23 protein-coding genes and 1 tRNA gene are annotated in these 24,452 nt (G+C 73.0%); 15 read left to right on the forward strand and 9 right to left on the reverse strand.

Going from position 1 to position 24,452, the window contains the following annotated elements:
- Positions 1 to 42 precede the first annotated feature (42 nt).
- Positions 43 to 852 (forward strand): carbohydrate ABC transporter permease, encoded by an 810-nt coding sequence (locus DVA86_RS13760; protein ID WP_208884677.1) that lies wholly within the window; start codon positions 43 to 45, stop codon positions 850 to 852.
- 68 nt (positions 853 to 920) lie between these two features.
- Here DVA86_RS13760 and DVA86_RS13765 read toward each other — a convergent pair whose 3' ends face one another.
- Positions 921 to 1,895, reverse strand: coding sequence for a helix-turn-helix domain-containing protein (locus DVA86_RS13765; RefSeq protein WP_208878503.1), 975 nt, complete (start codon positions 1,893 to 1,895; stop codon positions 921 to 923).
- A 76-nt stretch (positions 1,896 to 1,971) separates the two neighbouring features.
- Between DVA86_RS13765 and DVA86_RS13770 the strand changes: the two genes are divergently transcribed.
- Positions 1,972 to 2,844, forward strand: a complete 873-nt coding sequence (locus DVA86_RS13770) for a phytanoyl-CoA dioxygenase family protein (protein WP_208878505.1) — start codon at positions 1,972 to 1,974, stop codon at positions 2,842 to 2,844.
- Positions 2,845 to 2,953: 109 nt separating this feature from the next.
- Positions 2,954 to 3,748: a VOC family protein gene (locus tag DVA86_RS13775; protein ID WP_208878506.1), complete on the forward strand. Its 795-nt coding sequence runs from the start codon at positions 2,954 to 2,956 to the stop codon at positions 3,746 to 3,748.
- Between the two features lie 39 nt (positions 3,749 to 3,787).
- Here the strand turns inward: DVA86_RS13775 and DVA86_RS13780 are convergent, their stop codons facing one another.
- A complete protein-coding gene (locus tag DVA86_RS13780; protein ID WP_208878508.1) occupies positions 3,788 to 4,945 on the reverse strand; it encodes a DUF2855 family protein in 1,158 nt (385 codons plus the stop codon).
- A 57-nt stretch (positions 4,946 to 5,002) separates the two neighbouring features.
- Between DVA86_RS13780 and DVA86_RS13785 the strand changes: the two genes are divergently transcribed.
- The 4 genes from DVA86_RS13785 (at position 5,003) to DVA86_RS13800 (ending at position 8,980) form a co-directional block, all read left to right on the forward strand.
- The gene (locus DVA86_RS13785; protein WP_208878510.1) at positions 5,003 to 5,659 is read left to right on the forward strand and encodes a TetR/AcrR family transcriptional regulator; all 657 of its coding nucleotides are present in this window, start codon (positions 5,003 to 5,005) and stop codon (positions 5,657 to 5,659) included.
- A 96-nt stretch (positions 5,660 to 5,755) separates the two neighbouring features.
- On the forward strand, positions 5,756 to 6,160 hold the full coding sequence (locus DVA86_RS13790) for a TOBE domain-containing protein (RefSeq protein WP_208878511.1): 405 nt from the start codon (positions 5,756 to 5,758) through the stop codon (positions 6,158 to 6,160).
- A 40-nt stretch (positions 6,161 to 6,200) separates the two neighbouring features.
- Positions 6,201 to 6,971, forward strand: a complete 771-nt coding sequence (modA, locus tag DVA86_RS13795) for a molybdate ABC transporter substrate-binding protein (RefSeq protein WP_208878512.1) — start codon at positions 6,201 to 6,203, stop codon at positions 6,969 to 6,971.
- 44 nt (positions 6,972 to 7,015) lie between these two features.
- Entirely contained in the window at positions 7,016 to 8,980 is a 1,965-nt protein-coding gene (locus tag DVA86_RS13800; protein WP_208878515.1) for an ABC transporter permease, read from the forward strand.
- A gap of 64 nt (positions 8,981 to 9,044) precedes the next feature.
- Here the strand turns inward: DVA86_RS13800 and DVA86_RS13805 are convergent, their stop codons facing one another.
- Both DVA86_RS13805 and ctaD read right to left on the reverse strand, forming a co-directional pair.
- Positions 9,045 to 9,560 carry a universal stress protein gene (locus DVA86_RS13805; protein WP_208878517.1) on the reverse strand — a complete coding sequence of 172 codons (516 nt, stop codon included), beginning with the start codon at positions 9,558 to 9,560 and terminating at the stop codon, positions 9,045 to 9,047.
- Positions 9,557 to 11,269 (reverse strand): aa3-type cytochrome oxidase subunit I, encoded by a 1,713-nt coding sequence (gene ctaD, locus DVA86_RS13810; RefSeq protein ID WP_245996552.1) that lies wholly within the window; start codon positions 11,267 to 11,269, stop codon positions 9,557 to 9,559. Before ctaD ends, DVA86_RS13805 begins: the two co-directional genes overlap by 4 nt.
- Before the next feature lie 169 nt (positions 11,270 to 11,438).
- On the opposite strand from ctaD, the gene DVA86_RS13815 reads away from it, so the two are divergent.
- The gene (locus DVA86_RS13815) at positions 11,439 to 12,290 is read left to right on the forward strand and encodes an NmrA family NAD(P)-binding protein (protein WP_208878518.1); all 852 of its coding nucleotides are present in this window, start codon (positions 11,439 to 11,441) and stop codon (positions 12,288 to 12,290) included.
- Between the two features lie 70 nt (positions 12,291 to 12,360).
- Positions 12,361 to 13,356 (forward strand): AraC family transcriptional regulator, encoded by a 996-nt coding sequence (locus DVA86_RS13820; RefSeq protein WP_208878520.1) that lies wholly within the window; start codon positions 12,361 to 12,363, stop codon positions 13,354 to 13,356.
- 34 nt (positions 13,357 to 13,390) lie between these two features.
- Here DVA86_RS13820 and DVA86_RS13825 read toward each other — a convergent pair whose 3' ends face one another.
- A complete protein-coding gene (locus tag DVA86_RS13825; RefSeq protein WP_208878521.1) occupies positions 13,391 to 14,485 on the reverse strand; it encodes an ABC transporter substrate-binding protein in 1,095 nt (364 codons plus the stop codon).
- A gap of 168 nt (positions 14,486 to 14,653) precedes the next feature.
- On the opposite strand from DVA86_RS13825, the gene DVA86_RS13830 reads away from it, so the two are divergent.
- The 5 genes from DVA86_RS13830 (at position 14,654) to DVA86_RS13850 (ending at position 18,426) form a co-directional block, all read left to right on the forward strand.
- A complete protein-coding gene (locus DVA86_RS13830; RefSeq protein ID WP_208878523.1) occupies positions 14,654 to 15,046 on the forward strand; it encodes a VOC family protein in 393 nt (130 codons plus the stop codon).
- Positions 15,047 to 15,128: 82 nt separating this feature from the next.
- On the forward strand, positions 15,129 to 16,103 hold the full coding sequence (locus DVA86_RS13835) for a LysR family transcriptional regulator (RefSeq protein ID WP_208878525.1): 975 nt from the start codon (positions 15,129 to 15,131) through the stop codon (positions 16,101 to 16,103).
- A gap of 214 nt (positions 16,104 to 16,317) precedes the next feature.
- Complete coding sequence (locus DVA86_RS13840) at positions 16,318 to 17,652, forward strand: carbohydrate-binding protein (protein ID WP_208878527.1); 1,335 nt, start codon at positions 16,318 to 16,320, stop codon at positions 17,650 to 17,652.
- Positions 17,653 to 17,792: 140 nt separating this feature from the next.
- Positions 17,793 to 17,866: transfer RNA gene (locus DVA86_RS13845), tRNA-Met, on the forward strand.
- A 356-nt stretch (positions 17,867 to 18,222) separates the two neighbouring features.
- The gene (locus DVA86_RS13850) at positions 18,223 to 18,426 is read left to right on the forward strand and encodes a hypothetical protein (RefSeq protein WP_208878529.1); all 204 of its coding nucleotides are present in this window, start codon (positions 18,223 to 18,225) and stop codon (positions 18,424 to 18,426) included.
- Between the two features lie 91 nt (positions 18,427 to 18,517).
- On the opposite strand, the gene mreB is transcribed toward DVA86_RS13850, so the two are convergent.
- The 3 genes from mreB to DVA86_RS13865 all read right to left on the reverse strand — a co-directional run bounded on the left by mreB (position 18,518) and on the right by DVA86_RS13865 (position 22,937).
- Positions 18,518 to 19,624 (reverse strand): rod shape-determining protein, encoded by a 1,107-nt coding sequence (mreB, locus tag DVA86_RS13855; protein WP_208878530.1) that lies wholly within the window; start codon positions 19,622 to 19,624, stop codon positions 18,518 to 18,520.
- Between the two features lie 169 nt (positions 19,625 to 19,793).
- Positions 19,794 to 21,755, reverse strand: coding sequence for an ABC transporter ATP-binding protein (locus DVA86_RS13860; RefSeq protein ID WP_208878532.1), 1,962 nt, complete (start codon positions 21,753 to 21,755; stop codon positions 19,794 to 19,796).
- Positions 21,756 to 21,866: 111 nt separating this feature from the next.
- A complete protein-coding gene (locus tag DVA86_RS13865; protein ID WP_208878534.1) occupies positions 21,867 to 22,937 on the reverse strand; it encodes a DUF3048 domain-containing protein in 1,071 nt (356 codons plus the stop codon).
- Positions 22,938 to 23,461: 524 nt separating this feature from the next.
- Here DVA86_RS13865 and DVA86_RS13870 point away from each other — a divergent pair.
- Positions 23,462 to 23,701 (forward strand): DUF397 domain-containing protein, encoded by a 240-nt coding sequence (locus DVA86_RS13870; protein ID WP_208878535.1) that lies wholly within the window; start codon positions 23,462 to 23,464, stop codon positions 23,699 to 23,701.
- Between the two features lie 125 nt (positions 23,702 to 23,826).
- Here the strand turns inward: DVA86_RS13870 and DVA86_RS13875 are convergent, their stop codons facing one another.
- Entirely contained in the window at positions 23,827 to 24,348 is a 522-nt protein-coding gene (locus DVA86_RS13875; protein WP_208878536.1) for an ATP-binding protein, read from the reverse strand.
- Positions 24,349 to 24,452 lie beyond the last annotated feature (104 nt).

Below are 24,452 nucleotides of genomic sequence, written 5' to 3' on the forward strand. Positions count from 1 at the left end.
GGCGGTCCGGGCGCGGCCCCGCTGCGGTACCGCATCATCACGATGTCGCTGCTCACCGTGGCGGCGCTGTACTTCCTGGTGCCCGTCTACTGGCTGATGGTCTCCGCGACCAAGAACAGCTCCGATCTCTTCGGCACGTTCGGTTTCTGGTTCGCCAACCCGCGCCCGCTGGAGTATCTGGGCGATCTGCTCACCTACGACGACGGCATCTATCTGCGCTGGTTCGCCAACAGCGTGCTGTACGCGGGCGTGGGCGCCGCCCTCGCCACCCTGCTGTCGGCCGCCGCCGGATACGCACTGGCCAAGTTCGACTTCCGCGGCCGCGAGACGGTCTTCAACGTGGTGCTCGCCGGGGTGCTCATCCCCGGTACGGCGCTGGCCCTGCCGCTGTACCTCATGTTCAGCGAGGTCGGGATGGCCAACACGTACTGGGCGGTGCTGGTGCCCAGCGTGGTCAGCCCGTTCGGGGTGTACCTGTGCCGGATCTACGCCGTCGCGTCCGTGCCGGACAGCCTGCTGGAGGCGGCGCGGATCGACGGGGCGGGCGAACTGACCATCTTCCGGGTGCTGGTGATCCGGCTGATGTCGCCGGCGCTCATCACGGTCTTCCTGTTCCAGTTCGTGCACATCTGGAACAACTTCTTCCTGCCGCTGGTCATGCTCTCCAATTCGGACCTGTATCCGATCACCCTGGGTCTGACGTCCTGGCAGGGCTACGCCGACCGGCAGCCGCTGCTGTATCAGCTGACCGTCGGGGGCGCGTTCGTCTCCGTGATCCCGCTGATGATCCTGATGGTCGTGCTCCAGCGCTTCTGGCGCACCGGCCTCACCGAGGGCAGCATCAAGTCCTGACTCGACGGTGCCCGCGCGGCGTACGTACGGGGCGCGCTCCCGTACGTACGCCCGCGCCTCCCCGTACGTCAGCGCCGGAAGCCCGCACGGAACGCGCCCGGCGGCGCCCCGAAGCGCGCCCGGAACAGGCGGCTGAAGTGGGACGGGCCGGAGAAGCCCGAGGCGGCGGCGACCCGTTCCACGGGCAGGTCCGTCATCTCCAGCAGCCGCGCCGCGTGCCGCAGCCGTGCGTCCCGTACGGCCTCCATGGGCGTGTGCCCGAGCTGTGCGGAGAACAGGTGCGCCAGCCGCGACGGCGACAGCGCCACCCGTTCCGCCAGCGAGGCCACGGAGTGCGGGGCCGCGGGGTCGGCCAGCAGCAGCGCCTCCGCCCGGCGCACGCGCGGATCGACGTCGTCGGGCGCTCGGGCGCTGCGGTCGGCCCGTACGCCCTGGTCCCGTGCGCCCTGGTCCCGTTCACGGGCGGGTGCCGCGGCGGCCGCCGCCAGCACCAGCACCTCCTCGACGCCGCCGAGCGCCAGCTCGCGCGCCGCCGCGGCCTGCGCCGCCACGGCGCGGAACCGTGTCCCCGCGCCCCCCGCCGCCTCCGGTTCCGGAGGCGCACCGGCGCCCGCCCACCGCGCGTCGGCGTGCACGCGGCGGAACGCCGCGTCGATGCGCTCCCGTACGTCCCCCGGCACCGAGGTGATCGCGTACAGCCGGTCCGCGGACTCGTACGGGCCCAGCCAGGACCGCCACGCGATGCGCGGCTGGCAGTGCACCCACCAGAAGGCCCAGCGGTCGCAGCCGGGCGCGACCGCGTAGTCGTGCGGCACGCCCGGCCCGATCACCACCAGGTCGCCGGGGCGCGCCGCGACGTCCGCCGCCCCCTGCCGGAACCGGCCGCCGCCCGCGAGTGTCCAGGTCAGCAGCAGGTTACGGGCCCCGCCCGAGCGCCGTACGGCGTAGCCGGGCGGCTCGTCGTAGCAGCCGGTCACCAGAAGTCCGGGCGGCGGCGCGGGCGGGTCGTCGGCAGCAGGATCCGGCAGGTGGGCAGCGCTCATGGACATCCTCCCGGGCCGGTCACCGGAGCTAGCGTCGTAGACGGCAGCAGAACCAGGCGAGGCGAGAGGAGTTCCGATGACGACCGTCCAGGGGAGCGTAACTCCGGGCAGTGCTCCGGCGAAGAGCGCACGCGACCGGCGCGCTGCGGGCGACGCGGCCCGCCCGCCGGCCGAGGAGTTCGAGGAGCAGGGGTTCATCGTGCTCCGCGGGCTGTTCGACCGGGCGGAGACCGACGCGCTGTGCACGGAGTTCGCCGGGGTGCACGCGGGCGGCCGGGTCCCCGGACACTTCGAGCCGAAGCCGCAGCTGCCGGGCGAGCCGTTCGACCCGCTGCGCGCGTACCCGCGGGTCATGCACCCGCACCGGTTCAACCAGCTCGCGCGTGACGTGCTGCTCGACGACCGGCTGCGCACGGTGCTGGAGGAGCTGCTCGGCGAAGAGGTGCTGGCGGCGCAGAGCATGTTCTACTTCAAGCCGCCGGGCGCCCGCGGCCAGGCCCTCCACCAGGACAACTTCTACCTCCGCGTCGAGCCCGGCACCTGCGTCGCCGCCTGGATCGCCTGCGAGCCGATCGACCGCGGGAACGGCGGCCTGGAGGTCGTCCCCGGCACGCACCGCATGGACCTGTTCTGCCCGGAGGAGGCCGATCCGGGGGTGTCGTTCGCCCGCGAGTACGTTCCGCCGCCGCCCGGTCTGGCGCCCGTGCCGGTCGACATGGAGCCGGGCGACGTGCTGTTCTTCAACGGCAGCCTGGTGCACGGCTCCGGCCCGAACCGCGCGGCGGAGCGCTTCCGGCGCTCGTACATCTGCCACTACGTGGGCGCCTCCGCCGACCGGATCGGCAACTACTACCGCACCATCTCGATGACCGGCGAACGGGTCGAGCTGGCCGAGAGCACCGGGGCGGGTCCGTGCGGCACCGAGTTCGACGCGCCGGGGCCGCACTGAGCGGGGGCCTCGCGGCGCCCTGAGCTGGGGGTCCCGAGCTGAACGCGCGGATGTCAGTGGCCGGTGTCAGGCTTGCTTCACAGGCGCAGGGTCTGCGAAGGGAACCGTCATGATCACCACTGACTCCGTGCCCGGCTCGCCGGCCTGGCTCGACCTGGGCTCCCGGGACATCACCGCCACCGCCTCCTTCTACGGCCCCGTGTTCGGCTGGGAGTTCGAGTCCGCCGGTCCGGACAGCGGGTACGGCTTCTTCAAGCTGCGCGGCAAGACGGTCGCCGCGGTCGGCGGGCTCACCGAGGAGGGCGCCCGTTCCGCCTGGATCGTCTATTTCCGGACCCGGGACGCGGACATGGCGGCCCGTACGGTGGAGCAGCGCGGCGGCACGGTGCGGGCCGCGCCGTCCGACATCGACGGGGAGGGCCGGATGGCCCAGTTCAGCGACCCGCAGGGCGGGCAGTTCGCCGTCTGGCAGCCGGGCGGGCACGCCGGTCTGGAGGCGGTCGACGTGCCCGGCAGCCTGACGTGGACGGAGCTGTGCACCCCGGACGCGGGCGCCGCCAAGGAGTTCTACGGCTCGCTGTTCGGCTGGCGGACCCAGGACATGCCGATGCCGGGCGACGGCGAGGGGACGTACACGCTGCTCATGCCCGAGGACGGCAGCGAGGACCTGATGCACGGCGGCATCGTGGAGCTGCCCGCGGAGTATCTGACGCAGACGGGCGGCTCGGCTTACTGGCACCCGGTGTTCGGCACCGAGGACTGCGACGCCGTGATCGCCAGAGTCAGAGACGGCGGCGGCAGCGTGACGATGGGCCCGGAGGACGCGGAGGGCGTCGGCCGGCTGGCCGTGTGCAACGACCCGGCGGGCGCCGAGTTCGTGGTGCTCAAGCCGGCGGAGATGTGAGCCTTGGCGGGTGCGCCGCCACGCTCGTGACCGATGGGGCTAGAGCGTCAGCACGTGGCCCGTACGGGGTGTGCTGCGGCCCGACTGGACGTCGTGCCAGACCCGTTGGAGCGCCTCGCCGCCGTGCCCGTGCATGACGTCGACCCAGGACTCGACGGCCGCGCCGAAGCGCTGCCACGCCTCGCCGAACCGTTCGCCGAGCCCGTCCCGGCCCCAGTCGCCGACGCGCTTGCGCAGCTGCACGGGCGCGAAGAACATGCCGGTGCCGGAGCTCGCGCGCGTCTCCGTGCCCGAGCCCGCCTCCGCGAGGCTGCCCGCCGGGGCCGGCTCCTGGTGGGTGACGCCGACGGTGACGTGGTACGCGAGCGCGCCGCCGAGGTGCGCCCGCAGCGCGGCGGTCAGCGCCTCGTCCCCGGCGAAGTCCGCGTAGACGGCGGGCCGTTCGAGGGAGAGGAGGCCGGTCTCGTCGTACGTCAGCACCCGGTCGTAGCAGCCGAGGCTCTCGGTGAAGGCCCGGTTGCGGGGCGAGGTGAGCCCGACGATCTCGTGGCCGTCCGGCCCGTCCGGCCCCTCCGCCGTTCCGTGCCGCTCCCTGTGCTCGCGCAGCTCGAAGGCCGTGCCGTACGCGGTCTTGCTGGAGGCGGAGGACAGGACGACGGCCCGCGCGCCGAACAACTCCTGGTCCGCCAGCCAGTCCGCCAGCAGGAACGACGTCCAGAACAGCGGCCGGTACAGCACCTGCAGATCCTCCCGGTCCGCCGCGTAGCCGGGATCGTGGGTGGTGCTCGCGTAGCGGTTGTACGTCGAGGGCAGCTCGGCGCGGTGCGGCGCGGCGTCCCGGAAGCCGCGCTCGTCGGCGCGGCCGGGCCGTACGAGCAGGTGGCTGCCGGAGGGGAGGTAGCCGTAGACGCGGGTGCCGGGCGTGACGCCGGCGGCGCGGGAGGCGACGACCTCGGCGAAGCCCCAGACGGGGACGGTGCCCCAGCCGTCGGGCGCGGGGAAGAACTCCCAGTACCGGAAGGAGTCGCCGAGCGCCGCGTACGTCACGTTGTTGGCGGTGAGGCCGACCCGGTCGACGCGCAACAGGGCCTCGCCGGGCTGGACTTCGGGCACCGGGGCGGTTTCGAGTGTGGTGGTCGACAGATCGTCGCGGGAGACCAGCAGGCGCCAGCCGCTGTGCGGGGCAGAGGTGTCCATGTCGGCGACCGTAATTGAATCCGGATTCAGATTCAAGGTTTCGGCTAGCCTTTGCACATGCCGAACTCCACCCCTCCCCGTGCCCGCCGTACGCGGCGCGGTGTCCGTACGAGCGGCGCGCTGGTCGGCGCGGCACGGCGGGTCTTCGAACGGGACGGCTACCTCGAGGCGCGCATCGTGGACATCGCCGCCGAGGCGGGCGTGGCCACCGGCAGCTTCTACACGCACTTCAGCGGCAAGGAGGAGGTCTTCGAGGCCGTCCTCGCCGAGCTGCAGGACGAGATGCTGCACCCCGGCGCCGGCGGCACGGGCGCGGACGGCGCCGAAGCCGACGCGTCCGCCGACCCTGCCGCGCTGCGCCGCGGCGTCGAGGCGGCGAACCGCGCCTACCTCGAGTCGTACCGCCGCAACGCCGCCCTCATGGCCGCACTGGAGCAGGCCGCGGCCGTCGACCGGCGGTTCCTCGCCGTACGGCTGCGCCGCTCGCAGGTCTTCGTCGAACGGAGCGCACGGACCGTCGTACGACTGCAGCAGGCCGGGCTGGCCGACCCCGCGCTCGACCCCGACGTCACCGCCCGCGCCATCAACGCGATGGTGAGCCGCACGGCGTACATGACCTTCGTGGCGGGCGACCCCGTGCCGTTCGAGGAGCTTGTCCGGACCCTGACGCGGCTCTGGATGAACGCGCTGGGCATGCCGCGCGCGCCCGAGTAGGCCGTCTCGTGGTTTCCTCCGGTTGAACCGCAGCTGCCATGTGTGATGCGCCAGAAGCATTGCAGTTGCGGCGAATATAGCCCTACGGTGGCGCGTATGCAGTCCTACACCATCGGGCAGGCCGCGCGTCTGCTGGGCGTGAGCCCCGATACGGCGCGCCGCTGGGCCGACGCCGGACGCGTCGCGACGCACCGTGACGAGACCGGGCGCCGCGTCATCGACGGGCGGGACCTCGCGGACTTCGCCGTCGAGGTCGGGCAGAGCGGCGGGGGCGGCGGCGGTGAGGACGAGCCGTCGTACACCTCGGCGCGCAACGCCTTCCCCGGCATCGTGACCGCCGTACGGCTCGGCGACGTCGCCGCCCAGGTGGAGATCCAGGCGGGCCCGCACCGGCTGGTGTCGCTGCTCACCCGTGAGGCCGTCGAGGAGCTGGGCCTGGAGGTCGGGGTGCGGGCCACCGCGCGGGTCAAGGCCACCAGCGTGCACGTCGACCGTGGCTGACGCGAGGCCGGCGGCCCGCCGGCACGGAGGAGCCGGGCCCGTGCCCCGTACGCGCGCCCGCCGCGCCGCCGGCGCGCTCGCCGCGCTGCTCGTGCTGCCGCTCGCCGCGTGCGGCGGCACGGGGGACTCCGACGGCGGCGGCTCCGGGGGCCGGCTCACCGTCATGGCCGCCTCGTCGCTCACGGACGCGTTCCGCACGCTGGGCGCCGCGTACGAGAAGGAACACCCGGGCACGGAGCTGAAGTTCTCCTTCGCCGGTTCGCAGCAGCTGGCCGCGCAGGTCGAGCAGGGCGCCCCGGCGGACGTCCTGGTCACCGCGGACGAACGGACGATGGACGCGGTGGAGGCGGACACCGGCACCCCCGAAGTCATCGCCCGCAACCGGCTGGTGATCGTCACCGGCGAGGGCAACCCCGAGCACGTCACGTCCCTGAAGGACCTCGCAGGCGGCAAGCTGAAAGTGGTGCTGGCCGCGCCCGCCGTACCGGTCGGCAACTACAGCGCGAAGGCGCTCAGCGCCGCGCACCTCACGGTGCGGCCTGTGTCCGAGGAGCCGAACGTACGGGCCGTCCTGAGCAAGGTCGCACTCGGCGAGGCCGACGCGGGCCTCGTCTACGCCACTGATGCCGCGTCCGCGCCCGGCAAGGTCGACGCGGTGGCCGTCCCCGACGCGCAGAACCAGATCGCGTCGTACCTCGCGGCCACCCTCGACGAGTCGGGCGCGCCGGAGGCCGCGCGTTCCTTCGTGGCGTGGCTGAAGTCGGCCGAAGCCCGGAAGATCCTGCGGAACGCGGGCTTCCAGCAGCCCTGAGGACAGCAGCCCTGAGGACCAGAACCCCTGAGGAGGGGAGCACGGTGAGAGGACGCGACGGCCGCCCCCGCGCCCGCGGTTCCGCGGTCCTCGCGCTCCCGGCGCTGCTGGCGGTCGCGTTCCTGCTGCTGCCGCTCGCCGGCATCCTTGCCCGCACCCCGTGGCGCGATCTGGGCACGCATCTGACCAGTACGGAGGTCACGGAGGCGGTCAGCCTGTCGCTGCTCGTCTCCGGCTGGGCGCTGCTCCTGGCGCTGCTGCTGGGTGTGCCGCTGGCCTGGCTGCTGGCGCGGGTCCCGTTCCGCGGCAAGGCGTTCGTACGGGCGCTGGTGCTGCTGCCGATGGTGCTGCCGCCGACGGTGGGCGGGGTGGCGCTGCTGCTGGCGTTCGGGCGGCGAGGGCTGCTCGGGCCGTGGCTGGAGGACACGTTCGGGATCACGCTGCCGTTCCACACCTCGGGCGCGGTGATTGCGGCGACGTTCGTGGCGATGCCGTTCCTGGTGATCAGCCTGGAGGGCACGCTGGCCGGGCTGCGGCCCCGGTACGAGGAGACCGCGGCGTCGCTGGGGGCGTCGCCGCTGCGGGTGTTCGCCACCGTCACGCTGCCGATGGTCGCGCCGGGCCTCGCCGCGGGGGCCGCGCTGACGTGGGCGCGGGCGCTGGGGGAGTTCGGCGCGACCATCACGTTCGCGGGGAACCTGCCGGGGACCACGCAGACGCTGCCGCTCCAGGTGTATCTGCTGCTCCAGGACCGTCCCGAGGCCGCAACTTCCGTCTCGCTGCTGCTGCTCGCCATCGCGATGGCCGTCCTCGTCGCGCTGCGCGGGCGCTGGACGGGCGCCGCGTCCGGCCGCTCGCGACGCGAGGCGCCCGCCGAAGCCCCTGCCGAAGTGCCGCCGGAGACGGCGCCACCGGGGCCGCTGGAGAACGCACCGCCCGAGCCGCCGTCCGAACGCTGGTCGCTGCACGCCGACATGAGCGGCTTCCTCCGGTTCGCCCTCGACGCCGAGCCCGGCACCACCATCGCCGTCGTCGGCCCCAACGGCGCCGGCAAGACCACCCTCCTGCGCGCCCTCCTCGGCCTCACCCCGCGCGCCCATGCGGCGCTGCGCCTCGGCGGCACCGAGGTCACCGGGCTGCTGCCGCACCGCCGCGGCGTCGCCTGGGTGCCGCAGGACGGCGCGCTGTTCCCGCACCTCTCGGCCCTCGCCAACACCGCGTACGGGCTCCGCGCGCACCACGTCTCCCGCGCCGAGGCGCGGCGCACCGCGCAGGACTGGCTGGACCGGCTCGGCGTCGGCGGGCTCGCGCGGCGCAAGCCCGCGCAGCTCTCCGGCGGGCAGGCCCAACGGATCGCCCTCGCCCGCGCGTTGGCCGCGCGGCCCCGGCTGCTGCTGCTCGACGAGCCGCTGGCGGCGCTCGACCAGACGACGCGCGCGCACGTACGGCACACCCTGCGCACCCATCTCGCGGGCTTCGGCGGGGTCTGCCTGATCGTCACCCACGACCCGGTGGAGGCCGTCTCGCTGGCGGACCGAGTGCTCGTACTCGACGCGGGCCGCGCCGTGCAGGACGCCCCGCCCACCGAGGTCACGCGCAGCCCGCGGTCCCCGTGGGTGGCGCGGATGCTCGGGCGCAACGCCTGGCAGGGCGCCGTCACGGACTACGGGCTGGCGCTCCCCGGCGGCGGCCGGCTGGCCGTCGCCGACCCGCTGCCGGCGGGCACGGCGCCGGAGGCAACCAGCCCCGACGGGCTGGCGATCATCGCCCCCGAGGCCGTCTCGCTGCACCGCGAACGCCCCAGCGGCAGCCCGCGCAACGTATGGCCCGGCACCGTACGGGAGATCACCAGCGTCGGCAGCCGCCTGCGCGTCCTCGTGTCGTCCGAGCGGGCCCCGGACCTGGTCGCGGAGATCACCCCGGCGGCCGCCGCCGAACTGGGCCTGTGCGACGGCACCCCCGTCTGGAGCAGCGTCAAGGCCACCGAGGTCACGCTCGTACGGCTCTGAACTCCCGCCGCCGTACGGGCGTCACGAGCCGTACGGGCGGTACAAGCCGTACGAGCCGCACGCCTCAGCCCTTCCCGCCCTCCTCTCCCTTCGCCGGCACGACCACCACCGGGATGTGCGCGTGGTGCACGACCTCCGTACTGGTCGAGCCGAGCGTCAGCCGCCCCCACAGGCCCGAGCCGCGCGAGCCGACCACCAGCAGGCCGGCGTGTTTGGCCTCCTCCAGCAGCACCTCGGCCGGGCGGCCCTGCTGGGCCACGATCTCCACCTCCACCTCGGGGCCGCCGACTTCGCGGCGCAGTTCCTCGACGGTCTTGCCGACGTCGTCCAGCGCGGTGTCGCGCATGTGGGTGTAGACGTCGCTCGCCGGGTTCGGGATGGCCATCCAGCCGTACGCGGTGTAGCGGTCGGGCGTGAAGTCGTACGCGCACACCGCCCGTACGGGCACGCCGCGCAGCTGCGCCTCGTGCAGCGCGAAGAGCACCGCCCGGCGGGCATGGTCGGAGCCGTCGGTGCCGACGACGATCGGGCGGGTGCGGTCGGGACCGGGGACGGGGGTGCCGGGGGCGGGCTCGGTCATGACTCTCTCCTGGTGGTGAGGGTGCCGGTGTCCTGTACGGGTGTCACCGCGGCCGGCGCGAGGCCGGGCCGGTGCAGGTCGAGGGCCGGGGATTCGGAGCGGATGCGCGGCAGCGTGACGAAGTTGTGCCGCGGCGGCGGGCAGGAGGTCGCCCACTCCAGCGAACGGCCGTACCCCCAGGGGTCGTCGACCTCGATCTTCTTGCCGTGCTTCGCCGTTATCCACACGTTGTAGAGGAAGGGCAGCATCGACAGCCCGAGCAGGAACGAGCTGACCGTGGAGATGGTGTTGAGCGCGGTGAAGCCGTCCGCGGCCAGGTAGTCGGCGTACCGGCGGGGCATGCCCTCCGCGCCGAGCCAGTGCTGCACCAGGAACGTGCCGTGGAAGCCGGTGAACAGCGTCCAGAAGGTGATCTTCCCCAGCCGCTCGTCCAGCATCTTCCCGGTGAACTTCGGCCACCAGAAGTGGAATCCGGCGAACATCGCGAAGACGACCGTCCCGAAGACCACGTAGTGGAAGTGCGCCACCACGAAGTACGAGTCCGAGACGTGGAAGTCCATCGGCGGCGACGCCAGGATGACCCCGGTCAGCCCGCCGAACAGGAACGTCACGAGGAAGCCGATGGTCCACAGCATCGGCGTCTCGAAGGACAGCGAGCCCTTCCACATGGTGCCGATCCAATTGAAGAACTTCACCCCGGTCGGCACCGCGATCAGGAACGTCATCAGCGAGAAGAACGGCAGCAGCACACCGCCCGTCACGAACATGTGGTGCGCCCACACGGTCACGGAGAGCCCCGCGATGGCGATCGTCGCGCCGATGAGGCTGATGTAGCCGAACATCGGCTTGCGGCTGAAGACCGGCACGACCTCGGAGACGATGCCGAAGAACGGCAGCGCGATGATGTACACCTCCGGGTGCCCGAAGAACCAGAACAGGTGCTGCCACAGCAGCGGCCCTCCGTTCTCCGCGTCGAAGATGTGCGCCCCGAACTCGCGGTCCGCCTCCAGCGCGAGCAGCGCGGCGGCCAGCACCGGGAACGCGAGCAGCACCAGCACGCCGGTGAGCAGCACGTTCCAGGTGAAGATCGGCATCCGGAACATCGTCATGCCGGGGGCGCGCATGCAGATGATGGTGGTGATGAAGTTGACGGACGTGAGGATCGTGCCGAAGCCGGAGAGGGCCAGGCCCATGATCCACATGTCGGCGCCGATACCGGGCGAACTGGCCTCGCTGTTCAGCGGCGCGTACGCGAACCAGCCGAAGTCCGCGGCGCCCTGCGGTGTGAGGAAGCCGCCGACGACGATGAGTGAGCCGAACAGGAACAGCCAGTACGACAGCATGTTGAGGCGGGGGAACGCCACGTCGGGCGCGCCGATCTGGAGCGGCATGATCCAGTTCGCGAAGCCCGCGAACAGCGGGGTCGCGAACATCAGCAGCATCACCGTGCCGTGCATGGTGAACGCCTGGTTGAACTGCTCGTTCGACATGACCTGCAGCCCCGGCCGCGCCAACTCGGCCCGCATGAACAGCGCCATCACGCCGCCCATCAGGAAGAAGGCGAAGGTCGTGACGAGATAGAGGGTGCCGATCGTCTTGTGGTCGGTGGTGGTCATCCAGGCCACCACCTGCCGCCCGCGGCCCGTACGGGGGAGCCGGGGCCGGTCCGGCGGGACGGCCGCTGTCCCTGTGCTGTCGGTCGTCGCCACCGTGACAACTCCTCGAGTCGGGCTGCCTCAAAGCTCACCAGGGCACCATGCTCCTCCTTCCGTCCCGTCGGGGCGAGTCATGAAACGGTGCCGTCCGGTAGACGCACACGTATGCTTCCGAGTCTTTCGGCCATGGAGCGTCTCAGGCCATTCGCGTGTACTGGCTGTCATGACAACGAACGGCGAGAACACCCAGAAGACCGGACATGACACGACACTCGTCATCGGCGGCACCGGCAAAACCGGCCGCCTGGTGGCGGAGCGGCTGACGGCGCTCGGGCGCCCGGTACGGATCGGCTCGCGGGCCGGCGACCCGCCGTTCGTATGGGAGGACCCGGGCACCTGGGAGGCGGCCGTGGCCGGCGTCGGCGCCGCGTACGTCACCTACTACCCCGACCTGGCCTTCCCCGGCGCGGCAGAGGCGGTCGGCGCGTTCTCGCGCTACGCCGCGGGCCGCGGCGTACGGCGGCTGGTGCTGCTGTCCGGCCGGGGCGAGGAGGGCGCGCGGCGCAGCGAGCGCGAGCTGCGGGAGGCGGGCGCGGACTGGACGGTCGTACGGGCGAGTTGGTTCCACCAGAACTTCAGCGAGAGCTTCTTCCTGGAGCCGGTCCTCGGCGGCGAGCTGGCGCTGCCGGTCGGCGACAGCGTTGAGGCGTTCGTCGACACGGAGGACATCGCGGACGTGGCCGTCGCCGCGCTCACGGAGGACGGACACGCCGGGGAGGTCTACGAGCTGTCCGGGCCGCGGCTGCTCAGCTTCCACGACGTGGCCGCGATCCTCTCCGAGGGGATCGGCCGCGAGGTGCGGTACGTGCCCGTCACGGTGGAGCAGTTCCGTGCGGTGCTGGCCGAGGAGGGACTGCCGCAGGACTTCGCCGGCTTGTTCGAGCTGATCTCGGACGGCCGCAACGCACATCTGACGGACGGCGTGCGGCGCGCACTCGGCCGGGAGCCGCGGGACTTCGCGGACTACGTGCGCCGTACGGCCGCCACCGGCGTCTGGTCCGCCGGACAGGGCTGACGGATTCTGGGGGAGGGCAGGGGGTTCCAGGCGGGGGCGCCGCCATGTCCCGGCGTCTACGCTCCGTGGCATGGACAGCTTCACCGGACTGCTGGACGGGCCGAAGGCGCGAGGGGCGTTTCTGCTGCGGTCGGTGCTGAACCCGCCGTGGTCCCTCCGTATCGAGGACCGGGCCCCGCTCGCGCTCGCGACGGTCGTGCGCGGCGAGGCCTGGATCGTGCCGGACGGCGGCACTCCGGTGCCGCTGCGGCCCGGCGACGTGGGGATCATGCGGGGCCCGGAGCCGTACACCGTCGCGGACAGCCCGGACACCCCCGTACAGGTCGTCATCGGCGCCGACCAGCGGTGCAGCACCACGGGCGGCGAGGACGTGACGGACTCCATGGCGCTGGGCGTACGGACCTGGGGTGACGGCTCCGACGGCGCGACGGTGCTGCTCAGCGGCACGTACCAGCTGGACCGCGAGATCGGCCGGCGGCTGCTCGACGCCCTGCCCACGCTGCTGGTGCGGCCGGCCGCACCCGGGGACCGGGCGCTGGTCAAGCTGCTCGCCGACGAGATCGGGGAGGACGCGCCGGGCCAGGAGCTCGTCCTCGACCGGATTCTCGACCTGCTGCTCGTCAACGTACTGCGGGCCTGGCTGGCCGGGCCCGGCTCGGGGGCGTCCTCCTGGTACCGGGCGCAGAGCGACCCGGTGGTCGGCCCCGCCCTGCGGCTGCTCCAGGACACCCCGGCGCACCCTTGGACGGTGGCCTCGCTGGCGGCGCGCGTCGGCATCTCACGTGCGGCGCTGGCGCGGCGGTTCACGGAGCTGGTGGGCGAGCCGCCGATGACGTACCTGACCGGCTGGCGCCTCGCGCTCGCCGCCGACCTGCTGCGCGAGCCGGACGCGACGGTCGCCGGAGTGGCCCGGCAGGTCGGCTACAGCAGCGCGTTCGCGCTCAGCGCGGCGTTCAAGCGGGTGCGCGGGATGAGCCCGCAGGAGTACCGCACGGGCGCACGGGAGCCCGCGCTGCTGATACGGCCGCCGGCCGCCGTACCGGAGACGGTTGTCCTGCAGAACTGAGCGCGGGAACCGCGGGAACACAGCCCCGGCGGCCTCAGCCGGTGTGCAGGACCCGGAAGCGGCCGGGCTCCGCCGGGTCCCGGTCCACGACCTGCACCGGCGCCCAGGCCCACTGCCACACGCTGCTGTCCGGCGTGCGGGAGAACCGGATCTGCCCGCGGGTGCCCTCGACCGCGACGGTCGGCCAGACGGCGGCGGTGCGCGTACGGTCCGCGCCGTGCGAGCGCAGCACGTCGGCGAGGACGGTGACCGCGTCGTAGCCCTCGTAGGCGACGAACGAGGGCGCTGCGGCCAGCCGCTCACGGAGGGCCTTCCCGACCCGTGCGCCGAGCGGGCCGAGCCGCTCGGGCAGGTAGCGCAGGAACGGGATCGCGGCGCCGTCGCCGCCCGGCAGCGCGGCCCATTCGGCGAACTCCGGCTGCCCGGCCGGAGCACCGATCAGGACCTCGGCGAGGCGCCGGTCGCGGCGGACGGCCCGGACGGCCGGCAGCGCCGGCTCCGGGTGTCCGGCCAGCAGCAGGAGCGCCGTCGCGCCGCTGCCGGCGAGTTCGTCGCACACCGCCGCGGGAGAGAGCGACGGCGCGTCGAGCTCGACGACGGTGCCGCCGCGTGGAGCGAGGTGGTCCCGCAGAACGCGGGTCCCGGACGCCCAGTAGACGCTCGGCTGGGCCGCCACGGCGATACGGCGGTGGCCCGCGTCGAGGAGGAAGTCCGCGTAGATCCGCCAGCCGTGGGACTGCGCCGGGGCGAGGCGCGCGACCCGGTCCGCCGGCTGCTCGGTGAGGGCGTCGAGAACCGCCGACGAGCAGAGGAACGGCAGGCCGAGGGCCTCGGCCCGGGTGGCGGCGGCACGCGCGACGACGCTGTGGTACTCACCGGCGAGAGCGGCCACGCCCAGCCCGGCCAGTTCGTCCACGGCCGCCTCGGCCCTCTCCGGGTCGGCAGCGGTGTCCCGGACCACCAGTTCGAGCGGCCGTCCGCCGATCCCGCCCGCGGCGTTGACCTCGTACGCGGCCAGTTCGAGCCCGGCGAGCAGGTGTCGGCCCGCCTCGGTCCAGCCGGGCCGTGACAGCGGTACGAGAGCGCCGATCCGGACGTGTGAACCGGCGGTCGGTTGTGGCGTGTTCATGCGGGCATTGGCCCACGGTGCGCGCCGGCAGGCAACCGATTACCGGCATCCGGACCGGCGCGGGGGCATACCTTCAGGACGGGCGCGGGCCGACCGGCGCGCCGCCCCGAGCACGTACCCGACCGAGCACGTACCCGAGCCACGAGACCCACCGGAGAGAGGCACACCATGCGCGTCACCGGCTTCGACCACGTCGTCCTCAACGTCCAGGACGCTGAACGGTCCCTCGCCTTCTACTGCGGCCCGCTCGGCCTGGAGCCCGTACGGGCCGACGAGTGGCGGGCGGGCAAGGCGCCGTTCCCGTCCGTACGGGTCAGCCCCGGCACCATCATCGACCTGGTCGAGCAGCCGCGCGGCGAGACCAACGTCGACCACATCTGTCTGACCGTCGAGCCGCTGGACTGGCAGGAGGTCGTGGACTCGGGTGTCTTCACCGTCGTGGACGGCCCCGGTTCCCGCTTCGGCGCACGCGGCGACGGCCAGTCGCTCTACGTCGGGGACCCGGACGGCAACACCGTCGAGCTCCGCTGGTATCCGGAGGACGCAGCAGGCGCCCGCTGACCCGCGTACGCCCGCTGATGCCCCGTACAAACGGCTGTCCGGCGTATTGCCCGTGCGGGCCCGTGCGCCCAAGCTGTGGCGCATGGAGCTGGAGCTGCGGCACCTGAAGACGATCCGGGCCATCGCCGAGGCAGGCAGCCTCACCGGGGCGGCGACCGCACTCGGGGTGGCACAGCCCGCACTCAGCGCGCAGCTGAAGCGGATAGAACGCGCTCTCGGCGGCACGCTGTTCGAGCGCGGCAGGCACGGCGTACGGCCGACGGCGCTCGGCGAGCTGGTGCTCGACCGCGTACGGGTGCTGCTGCCGACCGTGCGTGAACTGCAGGAAGAGGCCCTGCGGTTCAACCACCGGGGCGGCGGCATGCCCCGCTTCCGGCTCGGCGGGACGCACGGGCCGCTGCTCGGCGGCCTGGTGGACCGGCTGGCCGCCGCCTATCCGGCGGCGCCGGTGACCACGCACACGTCCTGGTCCGAGCGGGAGATCGCGGTGTCCGTGATCGAGGGGCGCGTCGACTTCGCGCTCGTCGGCGCCTGCGGCGAGAGCCCGCCGCCCGCCCCGGACCGGATGGTGTGGCGGGAGGTCGGCGTCGACCCGGTGTTCGTCATGCTGGCCGCCGGCCACCCGCTGGCCGGACGGCCGCAGGTGGAGCTGCGCGAGCTGGCTGGCGAGGCGTGGACCGACGTGCCCGGCGACGGCTGCTTCGCGGACTGCTTCGCCTCCGCCTGCGCCCGCGCGGGCTTCGCGCCCACCCGCGTCTACGAGACGGACACCGCGTCCTGCGTACACCTCGTGCAGGTGGGCCGCGCGGTCGGGCTGTGCCGCGCGACGTTCCCGCCGACACCCGGGCTGGTGACCGTACCGCTGGCAGGCGTGCCCCTGAGGTGGCGTCACGTCATCGGCTGGCACCCGCAGGCACCCGCGGCCGCGGCGGCCCCCGCCGTCGTACGGCTCGCGCGCGGGGCACACGCCGAGGCGGCGGCCCGCAGCAGCAGCTACGTGGAATGGCTGGCCGCGAACCCGGACTTCCACGGGGTGTCCTCGGTGCCGGCGGGCTGACGCCGTGGCCCGTCGCGGGCCTCGTTCAGGGGGCGTCTGACGGCCGTTCAGGGACACGGCCGGCCGGGGGTCGGCGGTGTTGCTCCGGTCGTGCGGCACAGCTCCGCCGTTCGACTCACGTTCCATAACACGAGGGCAGGGGCCGACTGATAGCTCCTCGTGCCGAGGTGGCCGCGGTTACGGTTTCGGCACCCCCGAAACCAAGGAGACTCGCATGCTCCACAGACGCGTCATGGGTGTGTGTTCGGCCGTCGTGACGGTCGGCGCGCTTGCCCTGGCCGGGCTGCCGGGCGCAGCCGCCACGGCCGCTGAATCCCCACGACCACCGGCCTTCGCCGGCAGCCCCGACGTCTCGCCCGGGATGCTGAAGGCCATGCAGCGCGACCTCGGGCTCACTCCGGCGGAGGCCGAGTCCCGGCTCGCCAACGAGCGTCAGGCCGGCGCGGACGCCGGGTCGCTGCGGCTGGAACTCGGTGACGACTTCGCCGGAGCCTGGGTGCGGGGTGCCACCGCGAAGCTGACGGTGGCCACGACCGACCGGTCCGACGTACGCGCGATCACCGCCAAGGGGGCCAAGGCCGAGGTGGTGGAGCACAGCTACGCCGAGCTCGAGGACGCGAAGGACGCCCTGGACCGCGCGGCCAAGCGCAAGGCACCGGCCGGTACGCCGGTCTGGTACGTGGACGTGCGCACCAACAGCGTCGTGCTCCTCAGCTCGGAGCCGGCCGCGGCGGAGCGCTTCGCCGAGTCGGCAGGGGCCGAGGTACGGGTGTCGGTGCGCAAGTCGTCCGTCAAACCGCGTACGTTCTACGATCTGCGCGGCGGCGACGCGTACTACATCGGCAGCGGTTCGCGCTGCTCGATCGGCTTCTCGGTGACGCAGAGCGGCCAGTCCGGCTTCGTCACCGCGGGCCACTGCGGCCAGACCGGGGCCACCACGACCGGCTCCAACCGGCAGCCGCAGGGCACCTTCCGCGGCTCCAGCTTCCCCGGCAACGACTACGCGTACGTGGCCACGAACAGCAACTGGACCTCCACCCCCACGGTGAACAGCAGCCCGCAGTCGGTCGCCGGCTCCACGCAGGCGATGGTCGGCGCGTCGATCTGCCGTTCCGGTTCCACCACGGGCTGGCACTGCGGCTCGGTCCAGCAGCTGAACACCAGCGTCACGTACCCGCAGGGCACGGTGAACGGAGTGACCCGTACGAACGTGTGTGCCGAACCCGGTGACTCCGGTGGCTCGTTCATCTCCGGTGACCAGGCACAGGGCATGACCTCCGGCGGCTCCGGCAACTGCCGGTCCGGCGGCACCACGTACTTCCAGCCGGTGAACGAGGCGCTGCAGGTCTACGGCGTCACCCTCACCACGACCGGTGGCGGCGGTGACCCCGGCCCCGGCGATCCGGACGGCACCTGGAAGACCACCACGGTGTACCAGGCGGGCGACGAGGTGACCTACAACGGCGCCAAGTACCGCTGCCTCCAGGCCCACCAGGCACAGCCTGGCTGGGAGCCGCCCAACGTGCCCGCGCTCTGGCAGCGCGTCTGACAGCCTCCCGACGGCGTGCTGGCGGGCATACCGCGGCTCTGACGGCCGGGACGCACACGGGTGCGTTCCGGCCGTCGACCGCCTCTCCTGCCACCGATTTCCCATCGGGACCCCGCGTGACGTAGAGTCGTGTTTACCGACGCGGGGTGGAGCAGCTCGGTAGCTCGCTGGGCTCATAACCCAGAGGTCGCAGGTTCAAATCCTGTCCCCGCTACTGCACAGAGAAGGCCCGGCAGATTCTGCCGGGCCTTCTCGCATGTCCGGCCCCGGCCCCCGCTCCGTGCCCCCCTGCCGCCCTCTGCCGCCCCCCGTCGGGGGCCCGTCGGGGGCCTACCGGGTACCCGCGCGGGGAACGGCCGGTGAACCCCTTCTGACGTGGCAATGTTCCCGTCCGAGGTGGTCTGAAATGGCACCGGAGACCGCTCCGCCAGGCTGGCCTAAATCGGCCAAAGTCCGGACCCTGATTTGGTCGTCGCAAGGGCTCCGTGGAAGGCACCATCGTTGGTGAGCCGACCATCGGCGACAGGCAGAAACGCTGGGTCCGTCCCGGCCGTTCAGCAGGAGGAACCCATGCGCGCACCCTTGATGTCCGTGATCCGCGTGTGCCGGGAAGTCGCTTACGGCATCGACACGATGAACGCGATCACCCACGGGAAGCGCCCGTCCGCCCCGCCGTACGCGGTGCACCCCGGTGCCCGCGTCCAGTTCCCGGACGCCGCTCAGGCGCGGGAGCCGATGCCGGAGGCGAAGGCGGGCTCGGCCGGCCGCGGCTGACCCGGCCGGCCGACCCGGCACACCACATACCCCCCATACAGCAGAAGGTCCGCCCGGATCACCGGGCGGACCTTCCACGGCGGGAGCCGGCTCAGCCGGCTTCCGCCGTCTGCTTTTCCGCGTGCCGCCCGTCGGCGTCCTGCGGCTCGCTGTCCTGCGGCCTGGCGTCCGGCCGGCCGCCGCCCGGCGCGAACGGCCGTACGCCACCCTCCGTCATGGCGGCCAGGCCCCGCACCACGCAGCCCGCCGGCTCATCCGCGATGTGCACGGACATGCCCGTGTTCTCGCGCAGCCGGTCGTCCAGCCCCGGCAGCAGCGCCATGCCACCCGTCAGCATCATGCCGCGGTCGGCGAGGTCCGCGACCAGGTCCGGCGGGCATCGGTGCAGCACCCCGCGGATCGCGTCGAGCAGGCCGGTCATCGGCGCCTGCACCGCGGACCGTACGTCCTGCGGGTCGACCAGGATCGTACGGGCCATCCCCGTCACCACGTCCCGCCCGTGCACCTCGGTGGGGGCGTCGGAGGGGGTGGCGGAGTTGTTGAGCGCGCGGTGCAGGGGGCGTACGGCCTGACTCGGCAGCATCAGCTCGTGGTGGTTCCGCAGATGCTGTACGAGCGCGTTGTTGATGGTGTCGCCGCCCATCGGGACCGTCACCGCGGCGACGATCGCGCCCAGCGACAGCACCGCGACCTGGGTGGTGGTGGCACCGCAGACGAGGATCATGGTGGCCTGGGGCTGCTCCACCGGCAGCCCGCACCCGACGCCCGCCGCGGTCGGCGCGTCCACCAGCTCGACGCGCCGCGCGCCGACCCCGGCCAGCGTCTCCACGGCCGCGCGCCGCGCGAGCGGGTCGGCGTTGTGGGGGACGCACACGGCGGCGCGCAGGGTCGGGCGGCGGCGCCAGGCCCGCCGTACCTTCTCGCCGACCAGCGCGCGCAGCATGCGCTGCGCCATCTCGATGTCCACCACCATGCCGCCGGTGACCGGCCGCACGACCCGGATGTGCTCCGGCGTGCGTCCGGCCATCCGCTCCGCGGCGGCGCCCACCGCGATCAGCGCGCCGGAGTAGGTGTTGACGGCGACGCAGGACGGCTCGTCGACGACCAGCCCGGACTGTTTGATGTGGACGCGCGTACGGGCGGCGCCGAGGTCGACGGCCACGGTGCAGCGGCGGAGCCGGTCAAGGCTGAAGGGCACGGCACAGGTCCTTCCCGAGGGTGGTCCGGGCCGCTCACCCCGCGGCCCTGTGCTCAGCGTGCGCGCAGCGCGGCGGCCCCGCCCGCCGGGCTGGTCCGGTCGGGCGAGGCTGAAGGGTGCGCGGGAAGTGCGCTGGTGACGGGCGGTCAGTACGGGTGGCGGGCGGCCGTCAGGCCGGCTGCGCCTCCTCCTCGGCGGGCGGGCCTGCGGCGGCCGTCGCGTCCCCCGCGTCCTCCGCGTCCCCCGCGTCCCCCGCGTCCTCCGCGTACGGCTCGTCGCTGAACTGCGTGCGGTACAGCTGCTCGTACCGGCCGCCCGCCGCCAGCAGCTCGCCGTGGGTGCCGCGCTCCACGATGCGGCCCTCCTCCAGCACGAGGATCTGGTCGGCCGCCCGTACCGTCGACAGCCGGTGCGCGATCACCACCGACGTGCGCCCCGCCAGTGCCTCGGCCAGCGCCTCCTGCACCGCCGCCTCCGAGGTGGAGTCCAGGTGTGCCGTGGCCTCGTCGAGGATCACCACGCGGGGCTGCGCCAGCAGCAGCCGGGCGATGGTGAGGCGCTGGCGCTCGCCGCCGGAGAGCCGGTAGCCGCGCTCGCCGACGATGGTGTCCAGCCCGTCCGGCAGCCCGGCGACGAGCCCGTCCAGGCGGGCACGGCGCAGCGCGTCCCACACCTCGTCGTCGGTGGCGTCGGGGCGGGGCAGCAGCAGGTTGGCGCGGATGGTGTCGTGGAAGAGGTGCCCGTCCTGGGTGACCATGCCGAGGGTGTGCCGCAGCGAGTCGGCGCGTACGTCCCGTACGTCCGTGCCCGCGAGCCGTACGGCGCCGCTGTCCGTGTCGTACAGCCGCGGCGCCAGCTGCGCGATGGTCGACTTGCCGGCGCCCGAGGAGCCGACGAGCGCCACCATCTGGCCCGGCTCGGCGCGGAACGAGATGCCGTGCAGGACCTCCTCGCCGCCGCGGGTGTCGAGCGTGGCGACCTCCTCCAGGGAGGCGAGGGAGACCTTCTCGGCGGACGGGTAGCTGAAGCTGACATCGTCGAACTCGACGGACACCGGCCCCTCCGGCACCTCCACCGCGTCCGGCTTCTCCTCGATCAGCGGCTTCAGGTCCAGCACCTCGAACACCCGCTGGAAGCTGACCAGCGCGGTCATCACCTCCATACGCGCGCTGGCGAGGGCGGTCAGCGGCGCGTACAGCCGGGTCAGCAGCATCGCGAGCGCGACGACGGAGCCCGGGTCGAGCGAGCCGTGCAGCGCGAAGTAACCGCCGAGGCCGTAGACGAGGGCGAGCGCGAGGGCGGAGACGAGGGTGAGGGAGGTGATGAAGTAGTGCTGCACCATGGCCGTACGGATGCCGATGTCCCGTACGCGCGCGGCCCGCCCGGTGAACTCCGCCGACTCCTCCTCCGGCCGCCCGAACAGCTTGACCAGCGTCGCGCCCGGTGCCGAGAAGCGCTCCGTCATCTGCGTGCTCATCGCGGCGTTGTGCTGGGCGCGCTCGCGCTCCAGCCGGGCCAGCCGGGCGCCCATCCGGCGCGCGGGCAGCACGAACACGGGCAGCAGCACCAGCGCGAGCAGCGTGATCTGCCAGGAGATGTTCAGCATGACGACGAGCGTGAGGAGCAGCGTGACCAGGTTGCTGACCACGCCGGAGAGGGTGTCGCTGAAGGCGCGCTGGGCGCCGATGACGTCGTTGTTGAGCCTGCTGACCAGGGCGCCCGTACGGGTCCGGGTGAAGAACGCGACCGGCATCCGCTGCACATGGTCGTAGACCGCCGTACGCAGCTGGAGGATCAGGCCCTCGCCGATACGGGTGGACAGCCAGCGGGTGCCGATCCCCGCGGCGGCCTCAGCGAGCGCGATGGCCGCGATCACCCCGGCCAGGCCCAGCACCACGGACGAGTCCGAGCCGTCCACGATCGCGTCCACGACCTGGCCCGCGAGCAGCGGTGTCGCGACGGTGAGCAGGGCGAGGACGCTGCTGATCGCCAGAAAGAAGACGATCTTCCGGTGCTGCGGGCGGGCGAACCGGATGATGCGCCGCAGGCTGGCCCGGGAGAAGGGGCGCTGGTCGTCCTTCGCGTACTTGGCGTGGTACAGCGCGCTCCAGGCCGTCATTTCCATGCTCATAACCGTCCGCACCTTCCGTAGTGGGTGAACGGGCACGACGATAGAAATTAAACGACACTTCAAGTCAAGTGGCGGTCGAGCGCATCGCCGGCCACGGACGCCTCGGGCGGCTCAGCGTGCCACGTAGACGATCCACACCGGGCCGCGTGCGAACTCCATCCGCTGCCCGTCCGGCAGCGTGAAGGCGGTCCCGTCGTCGGCCGACGGACGCCGCCAGTCCGTGTCGTACGCCCTCCCGTCGCGCAGCACGGTCGCCTTCCCCGAGCCGACCGTCTCCAGATACGGCGTGACCGCGCCGGCCACGTCGCGGTACCGGGACTCCCGTACGGTCACCTGCTGGAGGACGACCGTCGCGGCGCCGAGCCGCTCGCCGGAGCCCGTACGGGCCGGGGAGCCGTCCATGGAGACCAGCCAGCGGCCGCGGTCCGCCGACCAGTCGAAGCCGAAGCGCGCCGCGGGGTAGCGCACGGTCCGGTGCGACTCCGCGGCGCCGCCCTCGGGGGCCGGACCGAAGCGGAAGCCGATGTCCCGGGCGCTGCTCGCGCCGGGTGCCGCGCGCAGTGCGCGCCCGGGGCGGAGGTACAGGTTGTGCGGGGGCGCGTGCGCGGCGGAGCGGAAGTAGGCGCCGGGCGCCTTCGGGGGCGGCAGCGGGAACAGCGGCGCGCGGTCGAGGGTGTCCTGCAGGGCGGACCGTACGCCCGAGTACGCGAGCGCCGGGCGGCCGAACTGCCGCAGCAGCTCCAGATCCGACTCCCGGGCGCTGCGTACGGGCCCGGCCTCGGAGGGCAGCCGCCCGGAGTAGACGGCCATCAGCCGGCTGAGGCCGCCCTCCACCAGCTCGACGTGCACGAGGTCGGCCGCCTCGAGCCCGGCGTGCGGGCGGGCGCCGGGCGCGTTGTCGAGCTTCACCGCCAGTACGGGGCGGTCGCGGGGCACGGTCTCGCCCGTGAACGGGGAGCGCACGGGGCCCGTGCTGGGGGCGCCGGTGGGGCCCGCGTCCTCGTCCGGCGAGGTGTCGCAGGCGGCGCCCAGGGCGAGCAGGGTGACGGCGGCCAGGGCGAGCGTCCGTACGGTGCGGGTGCGGGTGCGGGTGCGGGTGCGGGTGCGGGTGCGCGCACGCGTCCGGGCGTGCGTACGGGTCCGGGCTGGGCCCGGCGGCGTACGTCCCGTGCGTGCGGCCATGGCGGCCACCTCCCGGCGTCGGCCTCACCCGTGTCCCGTGTCCTACCCCCGGCGCGTACGTATGCGCTTGCGCCGGCGCCCGAGCTGCTGCCCGCGCCCGATTACGCTCCTCCGTCCATGCTGCGCCGATCGGGCGTTTCCCACCTCTCGTGCCAAGGACCGGACCAAGGCCCGCACACGATTTCCCTGTGCGGACAGAAAGATGGGCGGTACAGGAGGCGAGCCGCCCGCAAATCGCGTCTTCTCTTCGGAAGGCTTCTCCGGAGGGGGGATTTCCATGGTCACGCCGACGGTCGGTCATCCGGTACGTGCCCACCGCAGCAATACCGGTAGCGTTGCCTCCACTTGTGCCTCCGACATATGCGCAAGCTTCTGACCGGCTGTGATGGCCCCGCAACAGGGTGTCGTGCACGTGCATTAGCGCATGCATCAGCACGTGAACGGGGTTATGATCCAGGGCAGTTGAAGGTGTCCCGCTTTCACGAGGGGCATCTCTCGCCCTCAGCGCCACCCGGGAGACTCCAGTGCCTCACGCGTACAACGGCATGGCCGCCAGGGACCTCCAAGGGGTCCAGTGGCAGAAGAGCCGGCACAGCAATTCGCAGGGCACGTGTGTGGAGTTCGCGAAGCTGCCGGGCGGCGACGTGGCCGTACGGAACTCGCGCTTCCCCGAAGGCCCCGCGCTCGTCTACACGCCCGCGGAGGTGGAGGCGATGCTCCTCGGCGTCAAGGACGGGGAGTTCGACCACCTCGTACAGAGCTGAGTACGGAAGAACGGACGCGTACGCGACCCCGCGTACCTACGGAACAGTGCCGTACGGAGCAGCCCCGTACGGCACTTGGGCCGGCGGCCGTGGCGGCGGCCGTGGCGGTGCGCGCCCTCACACGGTCACACTGCCGGACCGAACCGGAACATCGCCCAGACGACCTTTCCCGGCAGCGCGCCGGTGAGTCTGTGCCACCCCCAGCAGTCGCTGAACGAGTCCACCAGCCAGAGTCCGCGGCCCGACTCGGCTGTGCAGTCGGCGAAGCCGACCATCTCGTCGAACTCCTTCTCCTGGGCGGCCGCGTGCGGCGCCTCGCCGCTGGGATCGCGTACGGCGCACACCAGCCGTGAGGACCAGCGCATCAGATGCAGCCGCACCGGCGGGTCGGCCTCCGGCGGGGCGCTGGCCGGCAGGCCGTGCCGCAGCGCGTTGGTCACCAGCTCGGAGACCACCAGCGCGACGTCGTCGAACTCCCGGTTGAGCTCCCAGCGTCGGAGCGTCTTGTGGGTGAACACCCGGGCGCTCTTCACCGCTTCGTAGCGCGCCGGCAGTGCACAGGAGGCCGATCCGGAGAGCGCCGCGGCGTCGAGCGCGGGGAGTCCATGCCATAACGGCTCGAGCACAGTCGATCCATCGGTCCCCATGACGAGCCACTCCTGAGCCGTTTGCGCCAGCGACGATCCTCGCGGATCCCGGTCCTCGGTGCTCCCCCGATGGGCGCTCAAGACGTGCGTTTCGTAGAGTCTTC

It is taken from the genome of Streptomyces armeniacus (genome assembly GCF_003355155.1).
Classification (GTDB): Bacteria; Actinomycetota; Actinomycetes; order Streptomycetales; family Streptomycetaceae; genus Streptomyces; species Streptomyces armeniacus.

What these genes read in the sequence shown, in the direction of transcription:
- DVA86_RS13760 (WP_208884677.1), top strand. Translation starts at nt 43, where the DNA reads ATGTCGCTGCTCACCGTGGCGGCGCTGTACTTCCTGGTGCCCGTCTAC.
- DVA86_RS13765 (WP_208878503.1), bottom strand. Translation starts at nt 1,895, where the DNA reads ATGAGCGCTGCCCACCTGCCGGATCCTGCTGCCGACGACCCGCCCGCG.
- DVA86_RS13770 (WP_208878505.1), top strand. Translation starts at nt 1,972, where the DNA reads ATGACGACCGTCCAGGGGAGCGTAACTCCGGGCAGTGCTCCGGCGAAG.
- DVA86_RS13775 (WP_208878506.1), top strand. Translation starts at nt 2,954, where the DNA reads ATGATCACCACTGACTCCGTGCCCGGCTCGCCGGCCTGGCTCGACCTG.
- DVA86_RS13780 (WP_208878508.1), bottom strand. Translation starts at nt 4,945, where the DNA reads ATGGACACCTCTGCCCCGCACAGCGGCTGGCGCCTGCTGGTCTCCCGC.
- DVA86_RS13785 (WP_208878510.1), top strand. Translation starts at nt 5,003, where the DNA reads ATGCCGAACTCCACCCCTCCCCGTGCCCGCCGTACGCGGCGCGGTGTC.
- DVA86_RS13790 (WP_208878511.1), top strand. Translation starts at nt 5,756, where the DNA reads ATGCAGTCCTACACCATCGGGCAGGCCGCGCGTCTGCTGGGCGTGAGC.
- DVA86_RS13805 (WP_208878517.1), bottom strand. Translation starts at nt 9,560, where the DNA reads ATGACCGAGCCCGCCCCCGGCACCCCCGTCCCCGGTCCCGACCGCACC.
- DVA86_RS13815 (WP_208878518.1), top strand. Translation starts at nt 11,439, where the DNA reads ATGACAACGAACGGCGAGAACACCCAGAAGACCGGACATGACACGACA.
- DVA86_RS13820 (WP_208878520.1), top strand. Translation starts at nt 12,361, where the DNA reads ATGGACAGCTTCACCGGACTGCTGGACGGGCCGAAGGCGCGAGGGGCG.
- DVA86_RS13825 (WP_208878521.1), bottom strand. Translation starts at nt 14,485, where the DNA reads ATGAACACGCCACAACCGACCGCCGGTTCACACGTCCGGATCGGCGCT.
- DVA86_RS13830 (WP_208878523.1), top strand. Translation starts at nt 14,654, where the DNA reads ATGCGCGTCACCGGCTTCGACCACGTCGTCCTCAACGTCCAGGACGCT.
- DVA86_RS13835 (WP_208878525.1), top strand. Translation starts at nt 15,129, where the DNA reads ATGGAGCTGGAGCTGCGGCACCTGAAGACGATCCGGGCCATCGCCGAG.
- DVA86_RS13840 (WP_208878527.1), top strand. Translation starts at nt 16,318, where the DNA reads ATGCTCCACAGACGCGTCATGGGTGTGTGTTCGGCCGTCGTGACGGTC.
- DVA86_RS13850 (WP_208878529.1), top strand. Translation starts at nt 18,223, where the DNA reads ATGCGCGCACCCTTGATGTCCGTGATCCGCGTGTGCCGGGAAGTCGCT.
- DVA86_RS13860 (WP_208878532.1), bottom strand. Translation starts at nt 21,755, where the DNA reads ATGAGCATGGAAATGACGGCCTGGAGCGCGCTGTACCACGCCAAGTAC.
- DVA86_RS13865 (WP_208878534.1), bottom strand. Translation starts at nt 22,937, where the DNA reads ATGGCCGCACGCACGGGACGTACGCCGCCGGGCCCAGCCCGGACCCGT.
- DVA86_RS13875 (WP_208878536.1), bottom strand. Translation starts at nt 24,348, where the DNA reads ATGGGGACCGATGGATCGACTGTGCTCGAGCCGTTATGGCATGGACTC.